The following is a 20337-nucleotide window of genomic DNA, read 5'->3' as shown; positions in this document are numbered from 1 at the left end:
CGCATCCGGCTATGCAAAAAATGCATAACGCGGTTTTTTGCGCTCGGCGGCCGCGCCCCTCGGCGTCAGCGCTCGGACGCCGCCAGGCGCCGTTTCGCCTTTGCCGGCTGCAGCCGTTCTTCGAGGAAGTCCCACAGTTCGGCCACCAGCGGCTTGCCAGGGCGCGCCGGCGACGGGCGTTCGCGGTACAGCCGGATCTCCATCTCGATCTCCCAGCTGCCGGCGGCATCGGCGGGGGCCAGCAGCTTCTGCTTCACTTCGCGCGTGACGGCCGATTCGGGCAGGAATGCGATGCCGCGCCCTTCCAGCGCCATCATCTTCAGGCCTTCCGCCATATCGGTCTCGTAGCGTTTGTCGAGGTGCAGCGCGGGCCGGGCATCGGCCAGGATCAGGTCGACCATCCGGCCCAGGTAGGCGTTGGTGGTGTACGACAGGAAGGGCAGCGGCGCGGCCTTGCGGCCGGGCAGGGTGAACATCGGCTGCCTGGTCCGGTCGCAGCGGGCATAGGCGCGCAGCGCTTCGCGGCCCATCACCAGCATGTCGTAGCGGCCCGGATCGAGCTGCACCGGCTGGCGCGGATGGTGGTAGCACAGCAGCAGGTCGCAGCCGCCTTCGACCAGCTGCAGCACGGCGTCGTGCACGTTCAATGCCATCAGCCGGCTGTGGATGGGACCAAAATCCTCTTCGAGCTGCGTGATCCACTTCGGCACGAACGTCAGCGACAGCGTGTGCGGCACGGCGAGGTCGATCGTCGTCTGCGCGGTCACCCGCTTGTGGCGCAGCAGCTCGCGCACGCCGTTGATCTGGCCCAGCATTTCCAGTGCCTGCTCGTAGAACACGTGACCTGCCGGCGTGAGCCGGGTAGGGAACGTGGTGCGGTCGATCAGGTCGGTGCCGAGCCAGTTCTCCAGCGACTGGATACGGCGCGAGAAGGCCGGCTGCGTGACGTGGCGCAGCTGTGCCGACCGGCTGAAGTTATTGGTCTCGACCAGCGAGATGAAGTCTTCCAGCCATTTGGTTTCCATCGTGCCTGCCCGGGTTGCGTTGATGCGCGCATTGTAGCGGTGTCGGGCCGGCGTGGTGGGGCGCGCCAGCCCGCCGGTTCATGCGCCCGGCCCCAGGATGTTGCCGAGCACGGCCGTGAGGGTATCCAGCTGGTCCTGCGGGGCATGCCTGAGCAGTTCCGCGCAGGTCTCGCGGGCGGTCAGCAGCGCGTTGTCGAGCAGGTTGTGGCCGGCGGGCGTGATGGCCGCGAAGCCCACCCGCGCGTCGCGCTCGTCCGCCATGCGCGCCACCAGGCCGGTTTTTTCCATCGGCAGCAGGGTGCGGGTGACGCCGGACGCCGTCAGGCCCTGCCGCTCGGCGAGATCGACGCGGCGCAGCCGGCCGCCCGGCGCTTTCGACAGGTGATGCAGCAGCATGAAGTCGCCGAAAGACAGGCCATGATGGCCGCCCAGGACCGCGTCCAGGCGGCGCACGACTGTGGCTTGCACGCGTGCCAGGCGCAGGCAGAAGTCGAGGGCGGCGGCGGCACGGTCGTCGTCGCGGCGAGTGTCGGGATGTGTATTCATTCCAGTATCCTTGAGTTAAGCTTGAAATGTACTTGAGTACTCAAGTATATGCCAAAGAGTTGCAGCGCGCCATAAAAAACAGCAGGAAGCGAACAGGAGTATCATTCACCCATGAACCAACGCAGATCATTCCTCAAGAAATCGGTGGCCGTCGCGTCCGCATTGAGCATGCCCGCGCTGGCCCGGGCCGCTGTCGCTGCGCCGCACGAACGCATCCTGCGCTTCCATAACACGCACACGGGCGAATCGCTCAAGAGCGTGTTCTGGGCCGAGGGGCAGTTCATTCCGGATGCGCTACAGGACATCAACAAGCTGCTGCGCGACCACCGCAGCAACACGATCGCCACGATCGATCCGGCACTGCTGTTGCTGGTCGAAAAGGTTTCTGCGCAATTCGGCAGCAACAATGTGGTGCACATCATTTCCGGCTACCGCTCGCCGGAAACCAACCGCAAGCTGGCCGCCGCCAGCGGCGGCGTCGCCAGGCACAGCATGCACCTGGAAGGCAAGGCGATCGACTTGCGCATTCCCGGCAAGGATCTGAAGCAGGTGCACAAGGCCGCGCTGGCGCTCAAGTCCGGCGGCGTGGGCTATTACCACGACTCGCAGTTCGTGCACATGGATACGGGGCGGGTGCGGCACTGGTAGTCGAAGGCGCGGCCTGTCGGTCATCCCTTTAAGTTACGCGTTACGCAATACATCGAAAGCGCTTGCATTCACCCCAAAAGCAAAGGGCCGGGGTCAGACCCGCCGGGGTGACGCAGGGGATTCGCGAAGCATGCTTCGCGCCTGCGGAACGGTGCTGGCATGCATGCCAGCATTCCTTTCTGACCCCGGAATTTGCACTTGGGGTAGGCTTACCTAATCAGCAATACGGTCTGCCATCGCTTTTGCCAAGGTTATCGCCGACACCGGTTCCGGCGCATCGTGCGCGTCTCTTCCGATGGTTGTACCTGCTCTTCCGCTGTAGACAAGATGCCCGGCACGGGCATTTTTCTATTTCGCGGTGCCCGCCAGGTATGGATAGGGGTTGATTGGCGTGCCTTCCCACCACTTCTTGTCCGCTTTCAGCTCGAAGATCGCGAAGTGCAGGTGGGGCGCGTTCGGATCCGAATTGCCCGTCACGCCCACGTAGCCGATCATCTGGCCGCGCCGGATGGTGTTGCCTTCCTTGAGTTCCGGCGCATAGCTGTCCAGGTGGGCGTAGTAGTACGCGTATTTTTCCGACGGATCGAACTGGTACACGGTCAGGCCGCCCGGCTTGCTGGTGAACAGCTTGACGATCTTGCCGTCCGCCACCGCGAGTACCGGCGTGCCTTTCGGCGCGGGGATGTCGAGCGCCTGGTGTTGCCGCTCGGTGCCGCGCGGCTGGTTGAACGTGTCGGTGACCTCGCGCGGGCTGACGCCGGCCACGGGCAATAGCAGCGGCCCGATCGACGGCTTCACGTCGATGTCGAAACTGGTGGTTGCCGGGTCGACCGGAGCGGGCGGCTGCACTTCCGGTAAATCCTTGGCCGGCAACGGTACCCCCGCTGGCGGCGTTGCCGGCGTGCCGGCGGCTGGCGCCGGTGCAGGCGCCGCGGCCGGCGGCCCCGCAGGCGCCGGAGCGGGCGCTGGCGCGGGCTCCGTGGCAATGGTCGGCGGCACATCGCGCCCCAGCCACAACACCGCTCCCACCACGCCGAGTACAGCGCCCAACAGCAAGGTCAGCAGCCATTTCATGATGTGCCTCCGTGTTTAGTCTTGCAGGATGACCTCGAAGCCGGCCGACACGACATTGGCCACCTTGGCGGCGTCCCAGTTCGTGAGGCGGATACAGCCGTGCGATTCGGTCTTGCCGATCTTCGACGGCACCGGTGTGCCGTGGATGCCGTAGTGTTCCTTCGACAGGTCGATCCACACCACGCCCACCGGGTTGTTCGGGCCGGGCTTGATCAGCGCCTTGCCTTCGCCGGGCTTGGCATCCCAGAACAGTTTCGGGTTGTAGCGGTAGTCGGGATTGCGGCCGACGCCATTGATCTTCCACGTGCCGACGGGCAGGGGATCGTGCTCGCTGCCCGTACTGGCCGGGAACTGGGCGATGACCTTGCCACTGACATCGAGCAGCGACAGCGTGCGGTCCGATTCGTCGACCACCAGCCTGGCGGCGGCGGGCAGCGGACCGGTCGCGCCCGTATTCGGCACGAGGATCGTTTCACCCGGCCGCAGGAAGTTCTTGCCGGGATTCATTTGCTTGAGCAATTCCGGGCTGGCATGGAAGCGTTCGCCCAGGGCTTCCTCGATCGTTTCATAGTGCAGCGACGCCAGCTTGGCCTTGTCGGCCATCGATTCCGGTACGGGACCGAAGGGGCCCTGCACGTCGACATCCGTGATCGTGTACGTGCCGAGGATCGGCTGGCGGTCGTCCAGCGCATTCCAGGTAGCCTGGTCCATCGTGCCGGTGACCTGCAGGCCGCGCGCCTTCTGGAAGCCGGCGATGGCCTGGCGCATGTTGCTGCCGACCTTGCCGTCGATCTCGCCGGGCGAGAAGTGCGCGCGGTCCAGCAGGACTTGCGCGCGCAGGTCGGCGGGGACCTGGTCCGGCGTAATGGGGGACTGGGCCGCCTGCTGGCCCGCAGGCGGGGGCGCGGACTGGCCCGGCTGGGCTGGCTGCGCAGCCTGGGCGGGCGACGCCGGCTGGGCTGGCGGCACATTTTGGGCATGCGCCAGCGGCGCAGCGAGGAGCAGGGTGAGCATGAGATTTTTCATGGCTCCAGTGTGCCGCGCCGCCGGACGTCGTTCTGTACGGTAGCGTACGCGTGCGCGGGGCAACGCGGCAGTAACGTGTGGCTGGGTCAAAAAAAAGCCGCCGGGCGAACCCGGCGGCTTTCATGTTACTTGACTACGCTGGCGATCAGCGCTCGCCCCACGGACGGCGCGGTGCGTCGGAACGCGGTGCGCTGTCGCGACGGAAACCGCCGCCTTCCTTGCGGGCCGGCGCGCCTTCGCGGCGGAAACCGCCTTCAGGACGGGGTGCGCCGTCGGCACGGAACGGCGTGCCTTCGCTGCGGTAGTGGCTGCTGTCGCGGGCGAAACCGCCTTCACGCGGTGCGCCATCGCGCGGGTACGCCGGCTTCGAGAAGCTGCGCTGGCCCGGCTTGCCGCCACGGCCTTCGCCCGGCTTCCAGCCCGGACGCGCGGCGGAACGCGGTGCCGCGGCCTTCTTCGGCTCGAAACCTTCCACCACGTTCACCGGGATCGACTGCTTGGTGAAGCGTTCGATGCGGCGCACGTTCATGTTTTCCGAGTGGTTCACCAGCGAGATCGCCAGGCCATTGCGGCCGGCGCGGCCGGTGCGGCCGATGCGGTGCACGTAGTCTTCGGCGAACTTCGGCAGGTCGTAGTTGAACACGTGCGTGATCGTCGGCACGTCGATGCCGCGCGCGGCCACGTCGGTGGCGACCAGCACCTTCACGGTGCCGCGGCGCATGCTGTCCAGCGTGCGGTTACGGGCGCCCTGGTGCATGTCGCCATGCAGTGCGGCGGCCGAGAAACCGGCGATGTTCAGGCGGTCGGCGATCGTGTCGGCATCGCGCTTGGTGGCCGTGAACACCACGGCCTGGTCCAGCGTCTCGTCGCGCAGCAGGTGATCGAGCAGGCGGTTCTTGTGCGACAGGTCGTCCACGAAGTGCACGCGCTGCGTGATGTTTTCATGCTTGTTGGCAGCCTGCTTGATCTCGATGGTCATCGGATCCTTGGTGATGCGGCGTGCCATGTTGCCGACCGTGCCTTCCAGCGTGGCCGAGAACAGCATGGTCTGGCGCGTGGCCGGCGTGGCGGCGACGATCTTTTCGATGTCGTCGATGAAGCCCATGTCCAGCATGCGGTCGGCTTCGTCCAGGACCAGGATTTCCAGCTGGGAAAAGTCGATCTTGCCCGATTCCATGTGGTCGATCAGGCGGCCCGGCGTTGCCACGATGATTTCAGGATTGCGCGACAGCAGTTGCATCTGCTTCGGGTAAGGCATGCCGCCCAGGATCGCCACGGCTTTCAGGCGACGCAGGTTGACGGCGTACTTGTCGGTATTGGTGGTGACCTGCAAGGCCAGCTCGCGGGTCGGCGTCAGCACCAGCATCTTCGGCTGGGCTGCCTTGAAACGTGGACGCTCGCCGCGCGCTTGCGCAGCCTGCTTTTCCTGGTTCGGGGTGCGGCCGGTCGCTTCCGCCGGGGCCAGTTCGGCCAGGCGGTGCAGCGAAGGCAGCATGAAGGCCGCGGTCTTGCCGGAACCCGTTTGCGAGGAGACCAGCAGATCCTTGCCGGCCATCGCGGCGGGCAGAGCTTGCTCCTGGACCGGGGTCGGCGTGGTGTAGCCGGAATCGGTCAGGGCTTTGAGGATCGATGCGTGGAGTCCAAGTGCTTCAAAAGTCATGTATATCTTTCGTAAAATTGCGCGTTCCTGCACAAACGCAGAACGCAACATAGCTACGCCAACCGAACGAAATGACTCTATACGACATGAATAGAAATTTCGGCACAAAAGCTTTGCGCCGGGACGGTGTCATGCTGCGCGATTACGCAGCGACACGCTGAGGCGGGGGGCTTTTTATAAGCGTCATCCGGACGATGCACTGGCTGCATTTGACATGCGGCACGGACAGGGAAACCGGGATACGCGAAGGCTTGCGAAGCTGATTAAGGAGCTAAATAAGAGCTAAATGATTCTCGTGTTCTTCTTCTTTGTGCGCATTCTGTTGCAACGCACAAAGAACATCATACCCGATTTCTTTCATTCCTGCACGAATATCTAAATCGTGCGGACGGGTCGGGCAGATGCCGGCGCCCGCGTTGCGGGGGCGCCGTTCAGGACTTGCGGATTACTGGTAATCGCTGGCGTTCAGGCCCATCACGTGCGAGAAGCCGCCGTCGACATAGACGATGTCGCCGGTGATGCCGGACGACAGGTCCGACAGCAGGAAGGCGGCCGTGTTGCCCACTTCCTCGATCGTCACGTTGCGGCGCAGCGGGGCGTGGCTGGCGGCAAAGCCCAGCAGCTTCGAGAAATCCTTGATGCCGGACGCGGCCAGCGTCTTGATCGGGCCGGCCGAGATGCCGTTCGAGCGGATGCCCTTCTGGCCCAGGTTCTCGGCCAGGTAGCGCACCGAGGCTTCCAGCGATGCCTTCGCCAGGCCCATCGTGTTGTAGTACGGGATCGCGCGCATGGCGCCCAGGTAGGACAGCGTCAGCACCGACGAGCCTTCCTTCAGCAGCGGCAGGGCGGCTTTCACCATGGCCGGGAAGCTGTAGGCGGAGATGTCATGGGCAATGCGGAAGTTCTCGCGCGAAAAGCCGTCGAGGAATTCGCCGGCGATCGCCTCGCGCGGCGCGAAGCCGATCGCGTGCACGAAGCCATCCAGGCTTTCCCAGCTCTGGCCCAGGTCGCGGAACAATGCCTCGATCTGCTCATCGCTGGCGACGTCGCAATCGAACACCAGTTTGCTGCCGAACTCGGCGGCGAAGTCGGTGATGCGGTCCTTGAAGCGTTCGCCGACATAGGTGAAGGCCAGCTCGGCGCCTTCGCGGTGGCAGGCCTGCGCGATGCCGTAGGCGATCGAGCGGTTGGACAGCAAGCCGGTGATGAGGATTTTTTTGCCTTGCAAGAAAGCCATGATTACTCCAATTGCCTGTTGCGCGCAGCCGGCGCAAGCATGGGTTGTTATTCTAGTTGGTGACGGACCAATCGATGACGGGTACGCATTACCGCAAGATCGAGATTGTATGGCTTGGGGGCGGCGGCTGCAAGCTTGGCGGAATGCTACGGCGCGCGCGGCCGCGGCGTGGTTCGGCGTGAATTCGCCGCGAAAACGGCAAAGGCTGCGGGGACATGGGTCGCGCAGCCTCGGTGGGGGTGAAGGGCGGCCCGGCCGGCCGCGCTCCTGGTGATCAGTTGCGGCGTTTCTTGCCGGCCTGCTCGCGCGAGACGCGTGCCTTCACCAGCTTGATGCGCGACTTGGACTTGTTGCCCGATGCCTTCGCCTTGCGGTAATTGCTGCGCTTGGCCATCGCTTCCTCGGCCACGTTGACGGTGGCGTTGTCGGCGATCTCGACCGGGATGTCGAGGTGCGCGCTGGTGGAGATCTTCGGTACCAGGATCGTCGAGCCGGCCGTCAGCACGCCGCGCGACGGCAGGTTGTTGGCCTTGCGGATCACGTCCGGCGTGGTGCGGAATTTCGATGCCAGCGAAGCGATGCTTTCACGCGCGCTGCTGACGCGGTGCGTGGTCCAGGTGGACAGCGCCTGGCCCCACTGCGCCAGGTTCAGGTGGAACTTTTCCGCGTTTTCCTTCGGCAGCAGGATCTGGGTCTGCTCGCCGCCGGTGATCACCGGGCGCTTGAACTGGGGATTGAGGGCCTTGAACTCGTCCACCGACAATTCGGCCAGCTGGGCGGCGATGGCCAGGTCGATATCGCTGGTCTTGTCGACGGCGGTGAAGTACGGCTCGTTGCGGATCAGGGGCAGCGACAGGCCGAAGCGGGCCGGGTTGGCCACGATATTCTTCACGGCCTGCAGCTTGGGCACGTAATTGCGGGTTTCCGCCGGCATCAGGTGGGACAGGCTGTCGAAGTCGATCGGCTTGCCGGCCGCGCGGTTTTTCGCGATGGCCTTCTGCACCGAGCCTTCGCCCCAGTTGTATGCCGCCAGCGCCAGTTGCCAGTCGCCGAACATGTCGTACAGCTTTTGCAGGTAGGTCAGCGCGGCATCGGTGGAGGCCAGCACCGAGCGGCGGTCATCCTTGAAGGCGTTCTGCTTCAGGTTGAAGTCGCGGCCGGTGCCGGGCATGAACTGCCACATGCCGCCGGCGTTCGCGCTCGACACGGCCACCGGGTTGAAGGCCGATTCGATGAACGGCAGCAAGGCCAGTTCGGTCGGCATGTTGCGCTTCTCCAGTTCCGTCACCACGTGGAACAGGTACAGCGATGCGCGCGCGGACGTGCGGGCCATGTGGTCCGGGCGTTCGGCGTACCAGCTGGCGTGCTTCGACACCAGGGAGTTGTTCAGGTCGGGGATTGAAAAGCCGGTGCGGATGCGGTTCCACACATCCGTTTCCCGGAACGGGTCTTCGGAAGGGGCTTTGACGGTATGGGAAGGAGTAGCGAGGTTCGGTGCAGGGGCCTTGGCGGCGGCGGTCAGGGGCATCAGCGGGAGACTGTCGGCGGCGTCGGCTGCCTGGGTCATCGCCGGTGCCGCGGCAAGGATCGCTGCCAGCAGGGGAATGTACTTAATTCGCATAGTGCTCCATTGTGTTGTCGTCAGGTTAACCAGGGCAAGCCCAGGGGCGGGACGGACTACCAATTTAAAGGCCGAGTTTAAGGAGGTTGTCAGGTCGCCGTCAAGCAATATGTCGGCGCCGTTACAAAAAACTTGAGCTACGGCATCGAGAAAAATAATGGCAAGATCCCTGTGGATCACATCAAAATGGAAGCAAATGGCGTAAACGTCATCCGGTGCGTACAATGTCGGACCGGTATTTCACACCCAGGAAGTTTATTATGAGCAATGCCAGCAGCAATGGCGGCAGCCAGCCCGCCGTGGACCACGCGAGCGCCATCGCGGCAACCGAGCAGTGGCTGGAAAAAGCCGTGATCGGGCTGAACCTGTGCCCCTTCGCCAAGGCCGTCCACGTCAAGAAGCAGATCCGCTACGTGGTGTCCGATGCCACCACGCCCGAGGAGCTGCTGGAAACCCTGATGGATGAGCTGCAAACGCTGTCCGACACGCCTGCCGAGCAAGTCGACACCACGCTGATCATCCATCCCCATGTATTGAATAACTTCGAAGACTACAACGAGTTCCTCGACGTGGCCGATGCCGCGCTCGAAGACATGGGCCTGGTCGGCGAGTTGCAGGTGGCGAGCTTCCACCCCGACTACCAGTTTGCCGACACGGACCGGAACGACATCGGCAATTACACGAACCGTTCGCCATACCCCACGCTGCACCTGCTGCGCGAAGACAGCGTGGAGCGCGCCGTCGAAGCCTTCCCCGAAGCGGAAGCCATTTTCGAAAAGAATATCGAGACGATGGAAAACCTGGGCCATGAAGGCTGGGACAAGCTGTTCCCCCGGGAAAAGCAATGACGGACGAGAAACTTCCCGAGCGCCCGGATACGCCGTGCGTGGCCGTGTGCTCGACCACCTTCGACGATGTATGCCGCGGCTGCGGACGCACGTATATCGAGGTGGCGCACTGGGTATCGATGTCGGCCGAGCAAAAGGAACTGGTGTGGCAGCGCATCCTCGCGCAGGGCTATCCGCGGCGGAATGGCTGACATCGCGCGGATGAAGACTGGTGACGGGGCGAATGCCATTATGTTAAGCGTTACCGCGCACATTGATTGCGCATACAGTTACCCCAACTGCGAAGAGCCGGGGTCAGACCCGCCGGGTCTGACCCCAGAATTTGCACTTGGGGCTTATATGTGCGGCATTGGTAACAGGCAGCTTGGCAAACCGAACATTGCAAATCAAATGGTGCCTGTCACCGTTTTTCGGCCGCGCGCTATTGCGGGATCGTGCCGATGAAATCCTTCTTGCCGATCTCGATGCCGTTGTGCCGCAGGATGTCGTAGGCGGTGGTGGCGTGGAAGAAGAAGTGCGGCAGGGCGTAGTGCATCAGGTAAGCCTGGCCGGTGAAGTGGCGCGTCTTTTCGCCGCTGCCGGTGGTGATGGCGCGCTCGGCACTCACTTCGATCTCGTGGCGCGGCAGGCTGTCCAGGAAGGTCAGCGTTTTCTTGATGCGCAGCTTCAGGTCGGCAAAACTCTTTTCCGTGTCTTCATAGGACGGCACTTCCTGGCCGGCCAGCCGGGCGCCGGCGCCCTTGGCGAAATCGGCGGCGATCTGGATTTGCCGGGTGAATGGCAGCATGTCCGGGAACAGCCGGTACTGCAGCAGGGCGTTCGGGTCGATGCGCGTGGCTTCGACATGCCGGTCGGCCTTGTCGAGGATGTCGAGCAGGCTGTTCAGGATCTGCTGAAACACCGGCACCGAGGCGGAATACATTGAAAAACTCATGGCAACTCCTGTCGTTAATCCCGTTTTGGAGTGGGCATCATAACAAGTTCGCCAACGTTGCAACGTTTGCGTTGTCAGCACGCTTCGTTACTGAACGGCATTCGTGACTTGCTTATCGCTTTGCAGCATAATTGCACCACGATAATTATGCACTGTGCAAGATGCTCCTGATTTTCCAGCCAGACCTGTCTGCATGACCAAGCCGCCGACCAGCGGCTTGCGTGCCTGGCTCGGCGCGCTCTACGGCCAATCGCTCTACGGTTCCCTGCTGCTCGTCGTCCTGGGCGGGCTGATCGTGCCGGCCATCGTCGGCAGCTACCTGATGGTGGGGGTGCGCGAACAGCAGTCGGCGCGCACCGCGCTGGATGAAGCGCTGCAGCGCAATGCGGATATCCTGGCGCTGGGCATGCAGGAAGCGCTGTGGAACATGAACGCCGAATCGGCGCAGTCGCTGGTGCAGTCGGTGATGCGCGACCGCTCCGTGGTGCAGGTGCAGGTCACCGGCCAGGCCGAAACCCAGTTCATCCACGAGAAATCGCCGGCGCGGCCGCTGGGCAACGTGGTGCGCGCCGAGCGCGACGTGACGGTGCGCGGCGAACGGATCGGCCACGTGATGGTGGAGATGGACGATGCGCGCAGCCGCCAGGAACTGCAGGACAAGCGCCGCTCCTACATCTTCGTGCTGGCCGCGCAGCTCACCGTGTCGCTGCTGCTGATCGTGCTGTTCCTGAACAAGCGGGTGATCGCGCCGTTGCGCCGCCTGATGCGCGTTTCCGACCGCCTGGCGCAGGGCGACTTCGATACCCCGCTGGAAGTGCGCGGCAACGACGAACTGGGCCGCCTCGGCGCACGGCTGGAGCAGACCCGCGAAGCGCTGCGCCGGCTGTTCGAGGATGTCCGCCAGCGCGAGGAACGCTTCCGCACCATCGTGACGCAGGTGCCGGGCGCCGTGTTCCGCTACCGGCCGGACGGGCCGATCGAATTCGTCAGCGACGCCATCGAATCGATCTCCGGCTATACCGCCGCCCAGCTGATGCGCGGCACTACGCATTCCTGGGTCAACCTGATCACGCCGGAAGACCGCCGCATGCAGCGCCGCGCGCTGAAGAGCGCGATCGAGGAAGGGCGCGCGTATGAGACCGAGTACCGCATCGTCGACGCCAGCGGCGTCGAGCGCTGGGTGCTGGAAACCGGCCAGCCGCAGGTGTCGCCCGACGGCGGCGCGCCGTGGGTCGATGGCATCCTGTCCGATATCAGCGAGCGCAAGCACAACGAGATGCGCATCGAAGCGCTGCTCGCCGAGCAGGGCGCGATCCTGGACAACGTGATGTTCGGCGTGATGTTCGTACGCCACCGCACCATCCTGTCGGTGAACCGCCGTTGCGAGGAACTGTTCGGCTACGAGCCGGGCGACATGGTGGGCAAGTCGACCGCCATCGTGTTCCCCACCGCCTTCGATTTCGAAGCGGCCGGCGCGCGCCAGTACCCCACGCTGGGCCAGGGCGAGTACTTCAGCGAGGAGCGCAGCTACCGCCGGCGCGACGGCACGCTGTTCTGGTGCATGGTCAGCGGCTGCGCGATCGACCAGAACCGCCCGAACGACGGCAGCATCTGGGTATATGCCGATATCACGGCGCGCAAGGAGGCCGAAGAGAAGCTGCGCCTGTCGGCCACCGTGCTCGAACATATCGCCGATGGCGTGATGGTGATCGACCGCGATGGCCGCATCGTCGCCGTCAATCCCGCGTTCACGCAGGTCACCGGCTTTACCGAGGCCGAGGCGCTGGGCCGCGACCTGAGCCTGACCCGGTCGGCGCGCCACGACGCGGCATTCCACCAGCAGCTGTGGGCGGAACTGGTCGACACCGGCTGCTGGCAGGGCGAGCTGTGGGCGCTGCGCAAGGGTGGAGAGCAATTCCTGCAATCGCTGACCATCACCGCGGTGCGCGACGCGCAGGGCGTGACCACGCATTACGCGGGCGTGTTCAGCGATATCACGCTGGTCAAGGAAAACGAGGAAAAGCTCGACCACCTGGCCCACCACGATTCGCTGACCGAACTGCCGAACCGGCTGCTGTTCAACGACCGGCTGCAGCACGCCCTCGACCGGGCGCAACGCTCGGCCGAGCAGCTGGCGCTGCTGTTCATCGACCTGGACCGCTTCAAGAACGTCAACGACACGCTGGGCCACCACATCGGCGACGAATTGCTCAAGCAGGTGGCCGCGGCGCTGTCGGACCGCCTGCGCGACGGCGACACGCTGGCGCGACTGGGCGGCGATGAATTCGTGGTGCTGCTCGAAGGGATCGCCGGCGAGTACGCCGTCACCCTGGTGGCGGAAAAGCTGGTGGCGATGTTCGAGCAGCCGTTCCTGGTGGCGGGCCATGAGCTGTTCGTCACGTGCAGCATCGGCATCAGCCTGTATCCGCACGACGGCACCGACCGGAATGTGCTGATCAGGAATGCCGACGTGGCGATGTACCAGGCCAAGGCGCGCGGCCGCAACGGCTACCGCTTCTATGCGCCGTCGATGACGGGCGAGGGCGTCGAGCGCCTGCGCCTGGAAACCTGGCTGCGCCGCTCGCTGGAAAAGGACGAGATGTTCCTGAACTACCAGCCGCAGGTGGAAATCGACACCGGCCGGCTGATCGGCGTGGAAGCACTGGTGCGCTGGAACCATCCGGAACTGGGCCTGGTGCCGCCGGTGCGCTTCATTCCCCTCGCCGAGGATTCCGGCTTCATCAGCCAGCTGGGCGAGTGGGTGCTGGCGCAGGCCTGCCGGCAGATGGTGCGCTGGGAAGCGGCCGGCCTGGTGGTGCCGAAGATCGCCGTCAACCTGTCGGTGCGCCAGTTCGAGCGGGGCACGATCGTGCGCACCGTCGGCGACATCCTGCGTGAAACGGGCCTGGCGCCGCACCGGCTGCAGCTGGAAGTGACGGAGTCGCTGATCATGAACACGGGCGACGCGCTGCAGTACATCAATGGCCTGCACGCGCTCGGCGTGAGCCTGGCGATCGACGACTTCGGCACCGGCTATTCGTCGCTGGCGTACCTGAAGCAGATGCCCGTGCAGACGCTGAAGATCGACCGCTCGTTCATCAAGGATATCCACGAGGATGCCAACGACGAGGCGATCGCGATCGCCATCATCCAGCTCGGCAAGAGCATGAACCTGTCGGTGATCGCCGAAGGCGTCGAGACGGACGAGCAGGCCGCCTTCCTGCTGCGCCACGGCTGCAAGCAGGCGCAGGGTTATTTCTACAGCCGCCCGGTGATGCCGGACGACCTGCTGCACCGCTGGCTGCCCTAGCGAACCGCAGATTCATTCATGGCGGCAGGCTCCCGCGCGGCGGCAAGCCAGAACAGCAGCGCCGCGACACTGACGCCGGCGCCGAGCAGGCACACCAGCCGCCAGCCGCCGGCCGCATGCGCGGCGGTGGCGGCCAGCGCGCCGGCGCCGCTGCCGGCCGCATAGAACAGCATGTAGCAGCCGATCATCCGGCTGGGCGCCACGCCGGTGCGCAGGATCAGGCTCTGGTTGGTCACGTGCAGCGCCTGCACCGCCAGGTCGAGCGCGACGATGCCGGCAGCCAGCGCCACCAGCGATGCGGGCGTGAAGGCCAGCGGCAGCCATGCCGCGCACAGCAGCAAGAGCGCCGCTCCGGTGGTGCGGTCGCCGTGGCCGCGATCGGCCAGGCGGCCCGCGCGCATCGCGCCCAGCGCACCGATCAATCCCACCAGCCCGAACGCGCCGATCGCGGTGTGGGGCAGCGCGTGGGGCGGGCCGGCCAGTTCCAGTGCCAGGGCGCTCCAGAAAATGTTGAACACCGCGAACATCAGCAGGGCGATGATGCCGCGCTGGCGCAGGACCCGGTCGCTGCGCAACAGCGCCGCCATCGAGCCGATCAGCTGCCGGTATGGCAATGGCCGGGATGGCGGCGGCACGGCCGGCAGCGCGCGCCACAGCACGGCGGCCAGCAGCACCGTCGCCGCGGAGGATACCGCATACACGGTGCGCCAGCCCGCCAGGTCGGCGATCGCGCCGGCCACCACGCGCGCGCCCAGCAGCCCGAGTACCACGCCACCCTGTACGGCACCGACGACGCGGCCACGCTCCGCGTCCGCCGCGCTGGCCGCCACGCAGGCGATCAGGCCCTGCGTCATGGCCGTGCCCAGCAAGCCCGCCAGCAGCATCGCCGCCAGCAACGGCCCGGTGCGCTGCGCCGCCCAGATACCGGCCAGCGCGAGGGCCAGCGCGCCGAGTTGCGCCATCAGCAGGCGGCGCCGGTCGAAGCGGTCGCCCAGCGGCACGAGGAACAGCAGCGCGAGCACGCTGCCGGCCTGCGTGGCCGTGACGATGGCGCCGGCCGCCGCGCGGTCGAGCGCCAGGTCGGCGGCGATCAGGTCGAGCAGCGGTTGCGCGTAGTAGACATTGGCGACGCACAGGGCGGCCGACGCCGCGAGCAGCGCCAGGCGGGCGGTGGAAAAAGACATGGCATCTCCAAAGTAGTTGCAAAACAAAACTGGTTGAAGCGTACGCGTTGTAGTTTTAAAATGCAACCACTGGAGGGGTGGAATGGCGAGGAAGCACAATGAGCGGGCGGAGCCGTGCCCGGTGGCACGCGGCGTGGACCTGGTCGGCGACCGGTGGGCATTGCTGATCGTGCGGGACGCGTTCGACGGCGTGCGCCGCTTCGGCGATTTCCAGCGCGGCCTCGGCGTGGCGCGCAATATCCTGGCCGACCGGCTGCGCACGCTGGTGGAGGAAGGTATCCTCGCCAGCCAGCCGGCATCGGATGGTTCGGCATACCAGGAATATGTGCTGACCGCGAAGGGCCAGGACCTGTTTCCCGTGATCGTCGCACTGCGCCGGTGGGGCGAGCGCCACCTGTTCGCGCCCGGCGAGCCCCATTCCGTGCTGGTGCGTCGCGATACCGGCGCGCCGGTGGGGGAGCTGGCACTGCGCACGGCGGACGGCGTGGCATTGTCGGCGACCGAGACGTATGTCAGGAAAGTGGCGCCCGGGGCGTGAAGCCGGCGGAACACGCCTGCTCATGCGCGGCGCTTGCCTAGACAGCGCGTGCGGCAAGGCAGCGTGTGTCGAATTTCTTTACATCGGCCTCGCGTTTCAGCGATAGGTCTTTGAAATCAATCAACCTGAAATGCTGGCATGCGTGTTGCTCGTTCTTTCCCTTGTCCAATCTCAAGGGGGATCCCATGCAAGTCTTCGCCATACTGTCCCGCGCCGCCCGGCTGCTGGCATTCGCTGCCCTGATCGGCACCTGGGCCGGCACTGCCCAGGCGTCCGTGATCTGGACACTGAACAATTTCAACTTTACGGATGGTGCCACGGCCTCGGGGACGTTCACCTGGGAGGAGACCACAAACCGGGTCACCGCCTGGAACATCGCCACGACGACGGGCCTGTTCTTCGGGAATTCCTACACCAGCGACGATCCCGAAGGACTGACGACGGTCGACACGAATTTTCAGATGATCACCTTCTGGACAGGCAACTGGAACCTGCGCCTGGGCCTTGCCAGCCTGGATGCGCTCGACACGCCGGCGGCGCACCAGGAACTGTTTTCGCAGGAACCGCTCTTTACCGGACAGCACGGCTACCTCGAGTGCGCGAACTGTGCGCCTTACCGCTTCGGCGAGGCGGGCGCCTGGCTGTCGGCCGCCGTGGTGCAGGTTCCCGAACCGTCCGCGCTGGCGTTGAGCGCCCTGGCGCTGTGCATCATGGTGGCGGTGCGTCGCAGGAGGTCATGACGGAAAGCGGCAGTGCCTCGGCCGGAGCCGGCCGCGGGTGCCGGCTGGTGCCCGGCAGGCAATGCGTCGCGCCCGGGAGGCACTGCGTCAGCCGGTGCCCATCAGCTGGCGCAGGTTGCAGGTCTTCTGCCACTGGCGGCGCTCGGCGGTGCTGCCGGCCTGGCGGTCCAGTTCCGCGTCGCTGGTGGCGGCGATCGTGTCGATCAGCCGGCTGGCCACGTTCGGGTCGGGCAGCATCGTGCCGAAAAACGCCACCGTTTCATGGTGCTGGATCAGCAGGGTAGGGAAGTTTTCCACATCGAGGTCGCCCACCAGGTCGGCGTGGTCTTCGATGTCGACCCACAGGAAATATTTTCCGGGATGGCGCGCGGCCAGTTCCTCGAAGGCGGCGCGGTAGCTGGAGCAGGTGCCGCACCAGGCGGCGCACAGGCAGGCCACGACCAGGCGGTCCTGCGCCAGCGCGGCGGCCACCTCGGCGCGGTTGTCGGCGTATAGGGTTGTGCTGTGCATGGCCGCATTGTACAGCGTCGGCCGGGCGGCTGCCGTGCCTGCGATGGCTGGGCCGCCGCCGCCGCGCAAGGTAAAATACTGCCCATGTCCAAGTCTTCCCCTACCATCCTTGCCCTTGAAACATCCTCCGAACTGGCTTCCTGCGCGCTGCTGCACGGCGGCCGCCTGAGCTCGCGCAGCTCGGACGGCGTGCGCACGCACTCGGCCTCGCTGCTGCCCATGGTGCAGGAATTATTGGCCGAGGCAGGCATCGCCCTGGCCGATTGCGACGCGATCGCCTATGGCGCCGGGCCCGGTTCGTTTACCGGTGTGCGCACCGCCTGCGGCATTGCCCAGGGCCTCGGCTTCGGCGCCGGCCTGCCGGTGGTGCCGGTGGTGACGCTCGACGCCATGGCGCTGGCCTGCCACGAGCGCCACGGCGCCGCCGAAGTGCTGGCGGTGCTCGATGCGCGGATGAACGAGGTGTACTGGGCGCAATACCGGTTCGGCGACGCGCTGCCTGGCGCCGCGGGCACGCGGTTGCCTGTGCCTGTCGTGCCGGCCACGTTGTCGGCCCCGGCGGGCGTGGCGCCGCACGGTGCGCCGCTTGCCTGCGGCAATGGTTTCACGGCATATCCGGAAGCCTTCGCCGGCCGGCCGTTCGCCGCCGGTGCCGATACGGCCGTGCTGCCGCACGCGGAACAGGTGGCCCGCCTGGGTGCCGCGGCCTTCGTGGCCGGGCAGGGCATGCCGGCCGCCGAAGCGCAGCCGCTTTACCTGCGCAACAAGGTGGCGTACACGAAGGCCGAGCGCGCGGTCATGAACGAGGCGCCGGGCGGGGTGAAGGCATGACGCGGCAGCCCACCTGGGACCTGGCACGGCTGGTCTACGAACCGATGCGGCAGGCCGACCTCGACGAGGTGGTGGCGCTCGAGCACGACGTGTACCCGCATCCGTGGACGCGCACCAATTTCGCCGATTCGCTGAAGAACGGCTACCACGCGTGGGTGCTGCGCGACCCGCTGCGCGAACTGATCGGCTACTTCCTCGTGATGGCCGTCGTCGACGAGGCGCACCTGCTGAACGTGGCGGTGGCCGCGCGCTGGCAGGGCAAGGGCCTGGGGCGCTTCCTGCTGAACCAGTCCGCCGCCTGCGCGCGCGGCCTCGGCATGGAATCGATGCTGCTGGAGGTGCGCCCGTCGAACGTGCGCGCGCTCGACATCTACCGCCGTTACGGCTTCGCCGAGATCGGCCGCAGGAAGGGATATTACCCGGCCGCCGACGGCAAGCGCGAGGATGCCATCGTGATGCGGATCGTGCTATGAGCCTGACACAGCGCAGCAGCGCATTCCTGCAGGAGATGGGCGTCGGGCCGCGCTGGCTGTTGCGCGACCGCGTGCATGGGGTTGCCGAAGCAGTGGCCGAAGCCGTGGCCGAAGCGGCGCCGGTGCCGGCCATCGAGGAACAGCCGGCAGCCGTCGAAGCGCCGGTCGCTGCCATCCCGTTCGCTCATGAACCGGCCGCGCCCGCGCCGGTGGTCCCTGAAACGGTGGCCCGTGCGGATACCACGCCTGCCGCCGTCGCGCCGGCCGTACCGGATTCGCCGCCGCCGCGCCCGGCCGCGCCGCCCGCCGCAACGAGCGACGACGATACCGCCTGGTTCGACAACGCGCCGGCACCGCCGCCGAAAGCGCCCACGCTGAAGCAGCCGGCGCCGCCGCGCGCGAAGGCCGAGGCGCCGCAAAGCGGAGAAGACACCTCGTGGTTCGATGCCGTGCCGGCCGTACCGGTACAGCGTGCGCCCCAGCGCGGCGCCGCCACCGACGAGGAAATCGCCGCGATGGACTGGCCGGAACTGCAGGCCGCCGTGCGCGGTTGCACGCGCTGCCGGCTGTGCGAGACGCGCCGCGCAGCCGTGCCGGGCCATGGCGACGAACGCGCGCGCTGGCTCGTGCTGGGCCTCGCACCCACGCCCGCCGACGAGAAGGCGGAGCAGCCGTTCGCCGGGCCGCCTGGCCAGCTGCTGCACAACATGCTGCGCGCGGTGGACCTGTCGGTGGCGCGGGGCGCCTATGCGACCACGCTGGTGAAATGCCGCCCGGTGGCGGATGATGGCGCCGACCGCCTTCCCGCGGCCGACGAACTGGCCGCCTGCCGCCCGTACCTGCAGCGCGAGCTGGCGCTGACGGGCGCGGGCCTGGCGCTCACCCTGGGTGGCGTGACGGCCAAGGGCCTGCTCGGCATGGCCGCGCGCGGCAAGGTGCTGCGCTACGACCACCCGGGTGGCGAACTGCCTGTCGTCGCCACGTTCCATCCGGCCGACCTGCTGAAGAAGCCGGAAGACAAGGCCAGGGCGTGGGCCGACCTGTGCCTGGCGCGTTCCGCCCATGCCGGCCGCCGCTGAGTCCGCCAAAGGAGCGACGTACCAGGCGCGCTTCGAGCGCCGCTGGCGGCACCTGACGCGCCCGCACGTGCGGGCGCTGGCGTGGCTGCTCGACGCCCCCGACCTGCTGGACGCGAACGCGCCGTACTGGCACGGCCGCATCGCCGCGCCCGGGCCGGTCGCGCCGGAAGTCGAGGCCTGGCTGGCGGCCCTCGAAGCCGACCCCGCGCCGCTCGAGGCGGCGCTGGGCGGCCGCTTCTATTCCCGCCTTGGCCTGTATGCCGAAAAGCTGATGGCCTTTTATTTTGCGCAGCGGGGCACGCTGGCCGCGCACGGCCTGCAGGTGCGCACCAACCATCACGGCATCAAGGGCAACGGCGGCAAGGAAACGGTGGGCGAGTTCGATTTCCTGCTCGACGAAGCTGGCGGCGGCCTGCGCCACATCGAGTTCGCCACCAAGTTCTACCTGCTGGACAGCGACGTGGCCACCACCGACTTCGACCTGCTGGTGGGCCCGAACCTGGGCGACACGCTGGGACGCAAGATGCGCAAGATCTTCGACCAGCAGCTCGCGCTGGCGCAGCATCCGGCCGCGCAGCAGGTGCTGCCGCGGCCGGTGACGGCGGCCCAGGCGCTCGTCAAGGGCTGGCTGTTCTATCCACCCGGAGCGGTGGATGGCGAGGTACCCGTCATCCCCGGCATCACGGCCGATCATTGCCGGGGACGCTGGCTCACGCTGGCCGGCCTTGCCGGCGAAGCGGGGCATGCGCAGGAACGCTTCGTGGTGATGCCGCGCCTGCAGTGGCTGGCGCCGCTGAAGGCGCGCGTCGGCGATGCGCTGCCGGCGGTGCCTGCACCCTTGGCGCGAGGCGAGCTGGCGGTGCTGCTGGCGACGAAGTTCGAGGCGGACGCGTCACCGGTAATGGTGGCAACGATCCGCGAGGAGGATGGCTGGCTGCTGGAGGAGTCGCGCGCGTTCGTGGTGCGCGACGACTGGCCGGCGCGGGCCGCGATCAGGCGGCAGACGGGGCAGAAACCCGGGTAGAAGCCGGGGTAGAAGCGGGGGGCTTAGGG

General features: G+C 66.3%; 20 protein-coding genes. 10 read left to right on the top strand and 10 right to left on the bottom strand.

What is annotated here, in order from left to right; all coding sequences use genetic code 11:
* Positions 1-65: 65 nt before the first annotated feature.
* On the bottom strand, positions 66-1025 hold the full coding sequence (locus tag EYF70_RS17920; protein ID WP_131146620.1) for a LysR family transcriptional regulator: 960 nt from the start codon (positions 1023-1025) through the stop codon (positions 66-68).
* Between the two features lie 78 nt (positions 1026-1103).
* Positions 1104-1571 (bottom strand): MarR family winged helix-turn-helix transcriptional regulator, encoded by a 468-nt coding sequence (locus EYF70_RS17915; RefSeq protein WP_131146619.1) that lies wholly within the window; start codon positions 1569-1571, stop codon positions 1104-1106.
* 111 nt (positions 1572-1682) lie between these two features.
* Here EYF70_RS17915 and mepK point away from each other — a divergent pair, with 111 nt between their 5' ends.
* Complete coding sequence (mepK, locus tag EYF70_RS17910) at positions 1683-2219, top strand: peptidoglycan L,D-endopeptidase MepK (RefSeq protein ID WP_131146618.1); 537 nt, start codon at positions 1683-1685, stop codon at positions 2217-2219.
* 348 nt (positions 2220-2567) lie between these two features.
* Here the strand turns inward: mepK and EYF70_RS17905 are convergent, their stop codons facing one another.
* From EYF70_RS17905 to EYF70_RS17885, 5 genes are all read right to left on the bottom strand, one after another.
* Complete coding sequence (locus EYF70_RS17905) at positions 2568-3293, bottom strand: M23 family metallopeptidase (RefSeq protein WP_131146617.1); 726 nt, start codon at positions 3291-3293, stop codon at positions 2568-2570.
* Between the two features lie 15 nt (positions 3294-3308).
* A complete protein-coding gene (locus EYF70_RS17900; RefSeq protein WP_131146616.1) occupies positions 3309-4307 on the bottom strand; it encodes a L,D-transpeptidase family protein in 999 nt (332 codons plus the stop codon).
* 157 nt (positions 4308-4464) lie between these two features.
* A complete protein-coding gene (locus EYF70_RS17895; protein WP_131146615.1) occupies positions 4465-5979 on the bottom strand; it encodes a DEAD/DEAH box helicase in 1515 nt (504 codons plus the stop codon).
* Between the two features lie 445 nt (positions 5980-6424).
* Positions 6425-7216 carry an enoyl-ACP reductase FabI gene (gene fabI / locus EYF70_RS17890; protein WP_131146614.1) on the bottom strand — a complete coding sequence of 264 codons (792 nt, stop codon included), beginning with the start codon at positions 7214-7216 and terminating at the stop codon, positions 6425-6427.
* Positions 7217-7490: 274 nt separating this feature from the next.
* Positions 7491-8837 carry a transglycosylase SLT domain-containing protein gene (locus EYF70_RS17885; protein WP_229420438.1) on the bottom strand — a complete coding sequence of 449 codons (1347 nt, stop codon included), beginning with the start codon at positions 8835-8837 and terminating at the stop codon, positions 7491-7493.
* A gap of 260 nt (positions 8838-9097) precedes the next feature.
* On the opposite strand from EYF70_RS17885, the gene EYF70_RS17880 reads away from it, so the two are divergent.
* Positions 9098-9685, top strand: coding sequence for a DUF1415 domain-containing protein (locus EYF70_RS17880; RefSeq protein WP_131146613.1), 588 nt, complete (start codon positions 9098-9100; stop codon positions 9683-9685).
* Positions 9682-9876 (top strand): DUF1289 domain-containing protein, encoded by a 195-nt coding sequence (locus EYF70_RS17875; protein WP_131146612.1) that lies wholly within the window; start codon positions 9682-9684, stop codon positions 9874-9876. Before EYF70_RS17880 ends, EYF70_RS17875 begins: the two co-directional genes overlap by 4 nt.
* A gap of 230 nt (positions 9877-10106) precedes the next feature.
* Here EYF70_RS17875 and EYF70_RS17870 read toward each other — a convergent pair whose 3' ends face one another.
* Positions 10107-10619, bottom strand: coding sequence for a DUF1993 domain-containing protein (locus EYF70_RS17870; protein WP_131146611.1), 513 nt, complete (start codon positions 10617-10619; stop codon positions 10107-10109).
* Positions 10620-10812: 193 nt separating this feature from the next.
* Here EYF70_RS17870 and EYF70_RS17865 point away from each other — a divergent pair, with 193 nt between their 5' ends.
* Positions 10813-13929, top strand: a complete 3117-nt coding sequence (locus tag EYF70_RS17865) for a bifunctional diguanylate cyclase/phosphodiesterase (RefSeq protein ID WP_131146610.1) — start codon at positions 10813-10815, stop codon at positions 13927-13929.
* Here EYF70_RS17865 and EYF70_RS17860 read toward each other — a convergent pair.
* Positions 13926-15113, bottom strand: coding sequence for an MFS transporter (locus tag EYF70_RS17860; RefSeq protein WP_131146609.1), 1188 nt, complete (start codon positions 15111-15113; stop codon positions 13926-13928). The genes EYF70_RS17865 and EYF70_RS17860 overlap by 4 nt on opposite strands.
* A gap of 82 nt (positions 15114-15195) precedes the next feature.
* On the opposite strand from EYF70_RS17860, the gene EYF70_RS17855 reads away from it, so the two are divergent.
* Together EYF70_RS17855 and EYF70_RS17850 are read left to right on the top strand one after the other, a co-directional pair.
* On the top strand, positions 15196-15651 hold the full coding sequence (locus tag EYF70_RS17855; RefSeq protein ID WP_131146608.1) for a winged helix-turn-helix transcriptional regulator: 456 nt from the start codon (positions 15196-15198) through the stop codon (positions 15649-15651).
* Between the two features lie 185 nt (positions 15652-15836).
* Positions 15837-16391: a PEP-CTERM sorting domain-containing protein gene (locus EYF70_RS17850; protein WP_131146607.1), complete on the top strand. Its 555-nt coding sequence runs from the start codon at positions 15837-15839 to the stop codon at positions 16389-16391.
* 87 nt (positions 16392-16478) lie between these two features.
* Here the strand turns inward: EYF70_RS17850 and EYF70_RS17845 are convergent, their stop codons facing one another.
* The gene (locus tag EYF70_RS17845) at positions 16479-16901 is read right to left on the bottom strand and encodes a thioredoxin family protein (RefSeq protein WP_131146606.1); all 423 of its coding nucleotides are present in this window, start codon (positions 16899-16901) and stop codon (positions 16479-16481) included.
* A gap of 84 nt (positions 16902-16985) precedes the next feature.
* On the opposite strand from EYF70_RS17845, the gene tsaB reads away from it, so the two are divergent.
* Genes tsaB through EYF70_RS17825 form a run of 4 tightly spaced genes read left to right on the top strand, consistent with a single transcriptional unit; the run spans position 16986 to position 20308 of the window.
* Complete coding sequence (gene tsaB / locus EYF70_RS17840; protein WP_131146605.1) at positions 16986-17732, top strand: tRNA (adenosine(37)-N6)-threonylcarbamoyltransferase complex dimerization subunit type 1 TsaB; 747 nt, start codon at positions 16986-16988, stop codon at positions 17730-17732.
* Entirely contained in the window at positions 17729-18205 is a 477-nt protein-coding gene (gene rimI, locus EYF70_RS17835) for a ribosomal protein S18-alanine N-acetyltransferase (protein WP_131146604.1), read from the top strand. The genes tsaB and rimI overlap by 4 nt, the downstream gene beginning before the upstream one ends.
* The gene (locus tag EYF70_RS17830; RefSeq protein ID WP_131146603.1) at positions 18202-19284 is read left to right on the top strand and encodes a uracil-DNA glycosylase; all 1083 of its coding nucleotides are present in this window, start codon (positions 18202-18204) and stop codon (positions 19282-19284) included. Before rimI ends, EYF70_RS17830 begins: the two co-directional genes overlap by 4 nt.
* Complete coding sequence (locus EYF70_RS17825; RefSeq protein WP_131146602.1) at positions 19268-20308, top strand: DUF1853 family protein; 1041 nt, start codon at positions 19268-19270, stop codon at positions 20306-20308. Before EYF70_RS17830 ends, EYF70_RS17825 begins: the two co-directional genes overlap by 17 nt.
* Positions 20309-20337: the final 29 nt, after the last annotated feature.

Source organism: Pseudoduganella albidiflava (genome assembly GCF_004322755.1).
Classification (GTDB): Bacteria; Pseudomonadota; Gammaproteobacteria; order Burkholderiales; family Burkholderiaceae_D; genus Rugamonas; species Rugamonas albidiflava.
This window is presented reverse-complemented; position numbering and strand designations above follow the sequence as displayed.

Coding starts and splice junctions, on each gene's coding strand:
- EYF70_RS17920 (WP_131146620.1), bottom strand. CDS start 1,025: ATGGAAACCAAATGGCTGGAAGACTTCATCTCGCTGGTCGAGACCAAT.
- EYF70_RS17915 (WP_131146619.1), bottom strand. CDS start 1,571: ATGAATACACATCCCGACACTCGCCGCGACGACGACCGTGCCGCCGCC.
- mepK (WP_131146618.1), top strand. CDS start 1,683: ATGAACCAACGCAGATCATTCCTCAAGAAATCGGTGGCCGTCGCGTCC.
- EYF70_RS17905 (WP_131146617.1), bottom strand. CDS start 3,293: ATGAAATGGCTGCTGACCTTGCTGTTGGGCGCTGTACTCGGCGTGGTG.
- EYF70_RS17900 (WP_131146616.1), bottom strand. CDS start 4,307: ATGCTCACCCTGCTCCTCGCTGCGCCGCTGGCGCATGCCCAAAATGTG.
- EYF70_RS17895 (WP_131146615.1), bottom strand. CDS start 5,979: ATGACTTTTGAAGCACTTGGACTCCACGCATCGATCCTCAAAGCCCTG.
- fabI (WP_131146614.1), bottom strand. CDS start 7,216: ATGGCTTTCTTGCAAGGCAAAAAAATCCTCATCACCGGCTTGCTGTCC.
- EYF70_RS17885 (WP_229420438.1), bottom strand. CDS start 8,837: ATGCGAATTAAGTACATTCCCCTGCTGGCAGCGATCCTTGCCGCGGCA.
- EYF70_RS17880 (WP_131146613.1), top strand. CDS start 9,098: ATGAGCAATGCCAGCAGCAATGGCGGCAGCCAGCCCGCCGTGGACCAC.
- EYF70_RS17875 (WP_131146612.1), top strand. CDS start 9,682: ATGACGGACGAGAAACTTCCCGAGCGCCCGGATACGCCGTGCGTGGCC.
- EYF70_RS17870 (WP_131146611.1), bottom strand. CDS start 10,619: ATGAGTTTTTCAATGTATTCCGCCTCGGTGCCGGTGTTTCAGCAGATC.
- EYF70_RS17865 (WP_131146610.1), top strand. CDS start 10,813: ATGACCAAGCCGCCGACCAGCGGCTTGCGTGCCTGGCTCGGCGCGCTC.
- EYF70_RS17860 (WP_131146609.1), bottom strand. CDS start 15,113: ATGTCTTTTTCCACCGCCCGCCTGGCGCTGCTCGCGGCGTCGGCCGCC.
- EYF70_RS17855 (WP_131146608.1), top strand. CDS start 15,196: ATGGCGAGGAAGCACAATGAGCGGGCGGAGCCGTGCCCGGTGGCACGC.
- EYF70_RS17850 (WP_131146607.1), top strand. CDS start 15,837: ATGCAAGTCTTCGCCATACTGTCCCGCGCCGCCCGGCTGCTGGCATTC.
- EYF70_RS17845 (WP_131146606.1), bottom strand. CDS start 16,901: ATGCACAGCACAACCCTATACGCCGACAACCGCGCCGAGGTGGCCGCC.
- tsaB (WP_131146605.1), top strand. CDS start 16,986: ATGTCCAAGTCTTCCCCTACCATCCTTGCCCTTGAAACATCCTCCGAA.
- rimI (WP_131146604.1), top strand. CDS start 17,729: ATGACGCGGCAGCCCACCTGGGACCTGGCACGGCTGGTCTACGAACCG.
- EYF70_RS17830 (WP_131146603.1), top strand. CDS start 18,202: ATGAGCCTGACACAGCGCAGCAGCGCATTCCTGCAGGAGATGGGCGTC.
- EYF70_RS17825 (WP_131146602.1), top strand. CDS start 19,268: ATGCCGGCCGCCGCTGAGTCCGCCAAAGGAGCGACGTACCAGGCGCGC.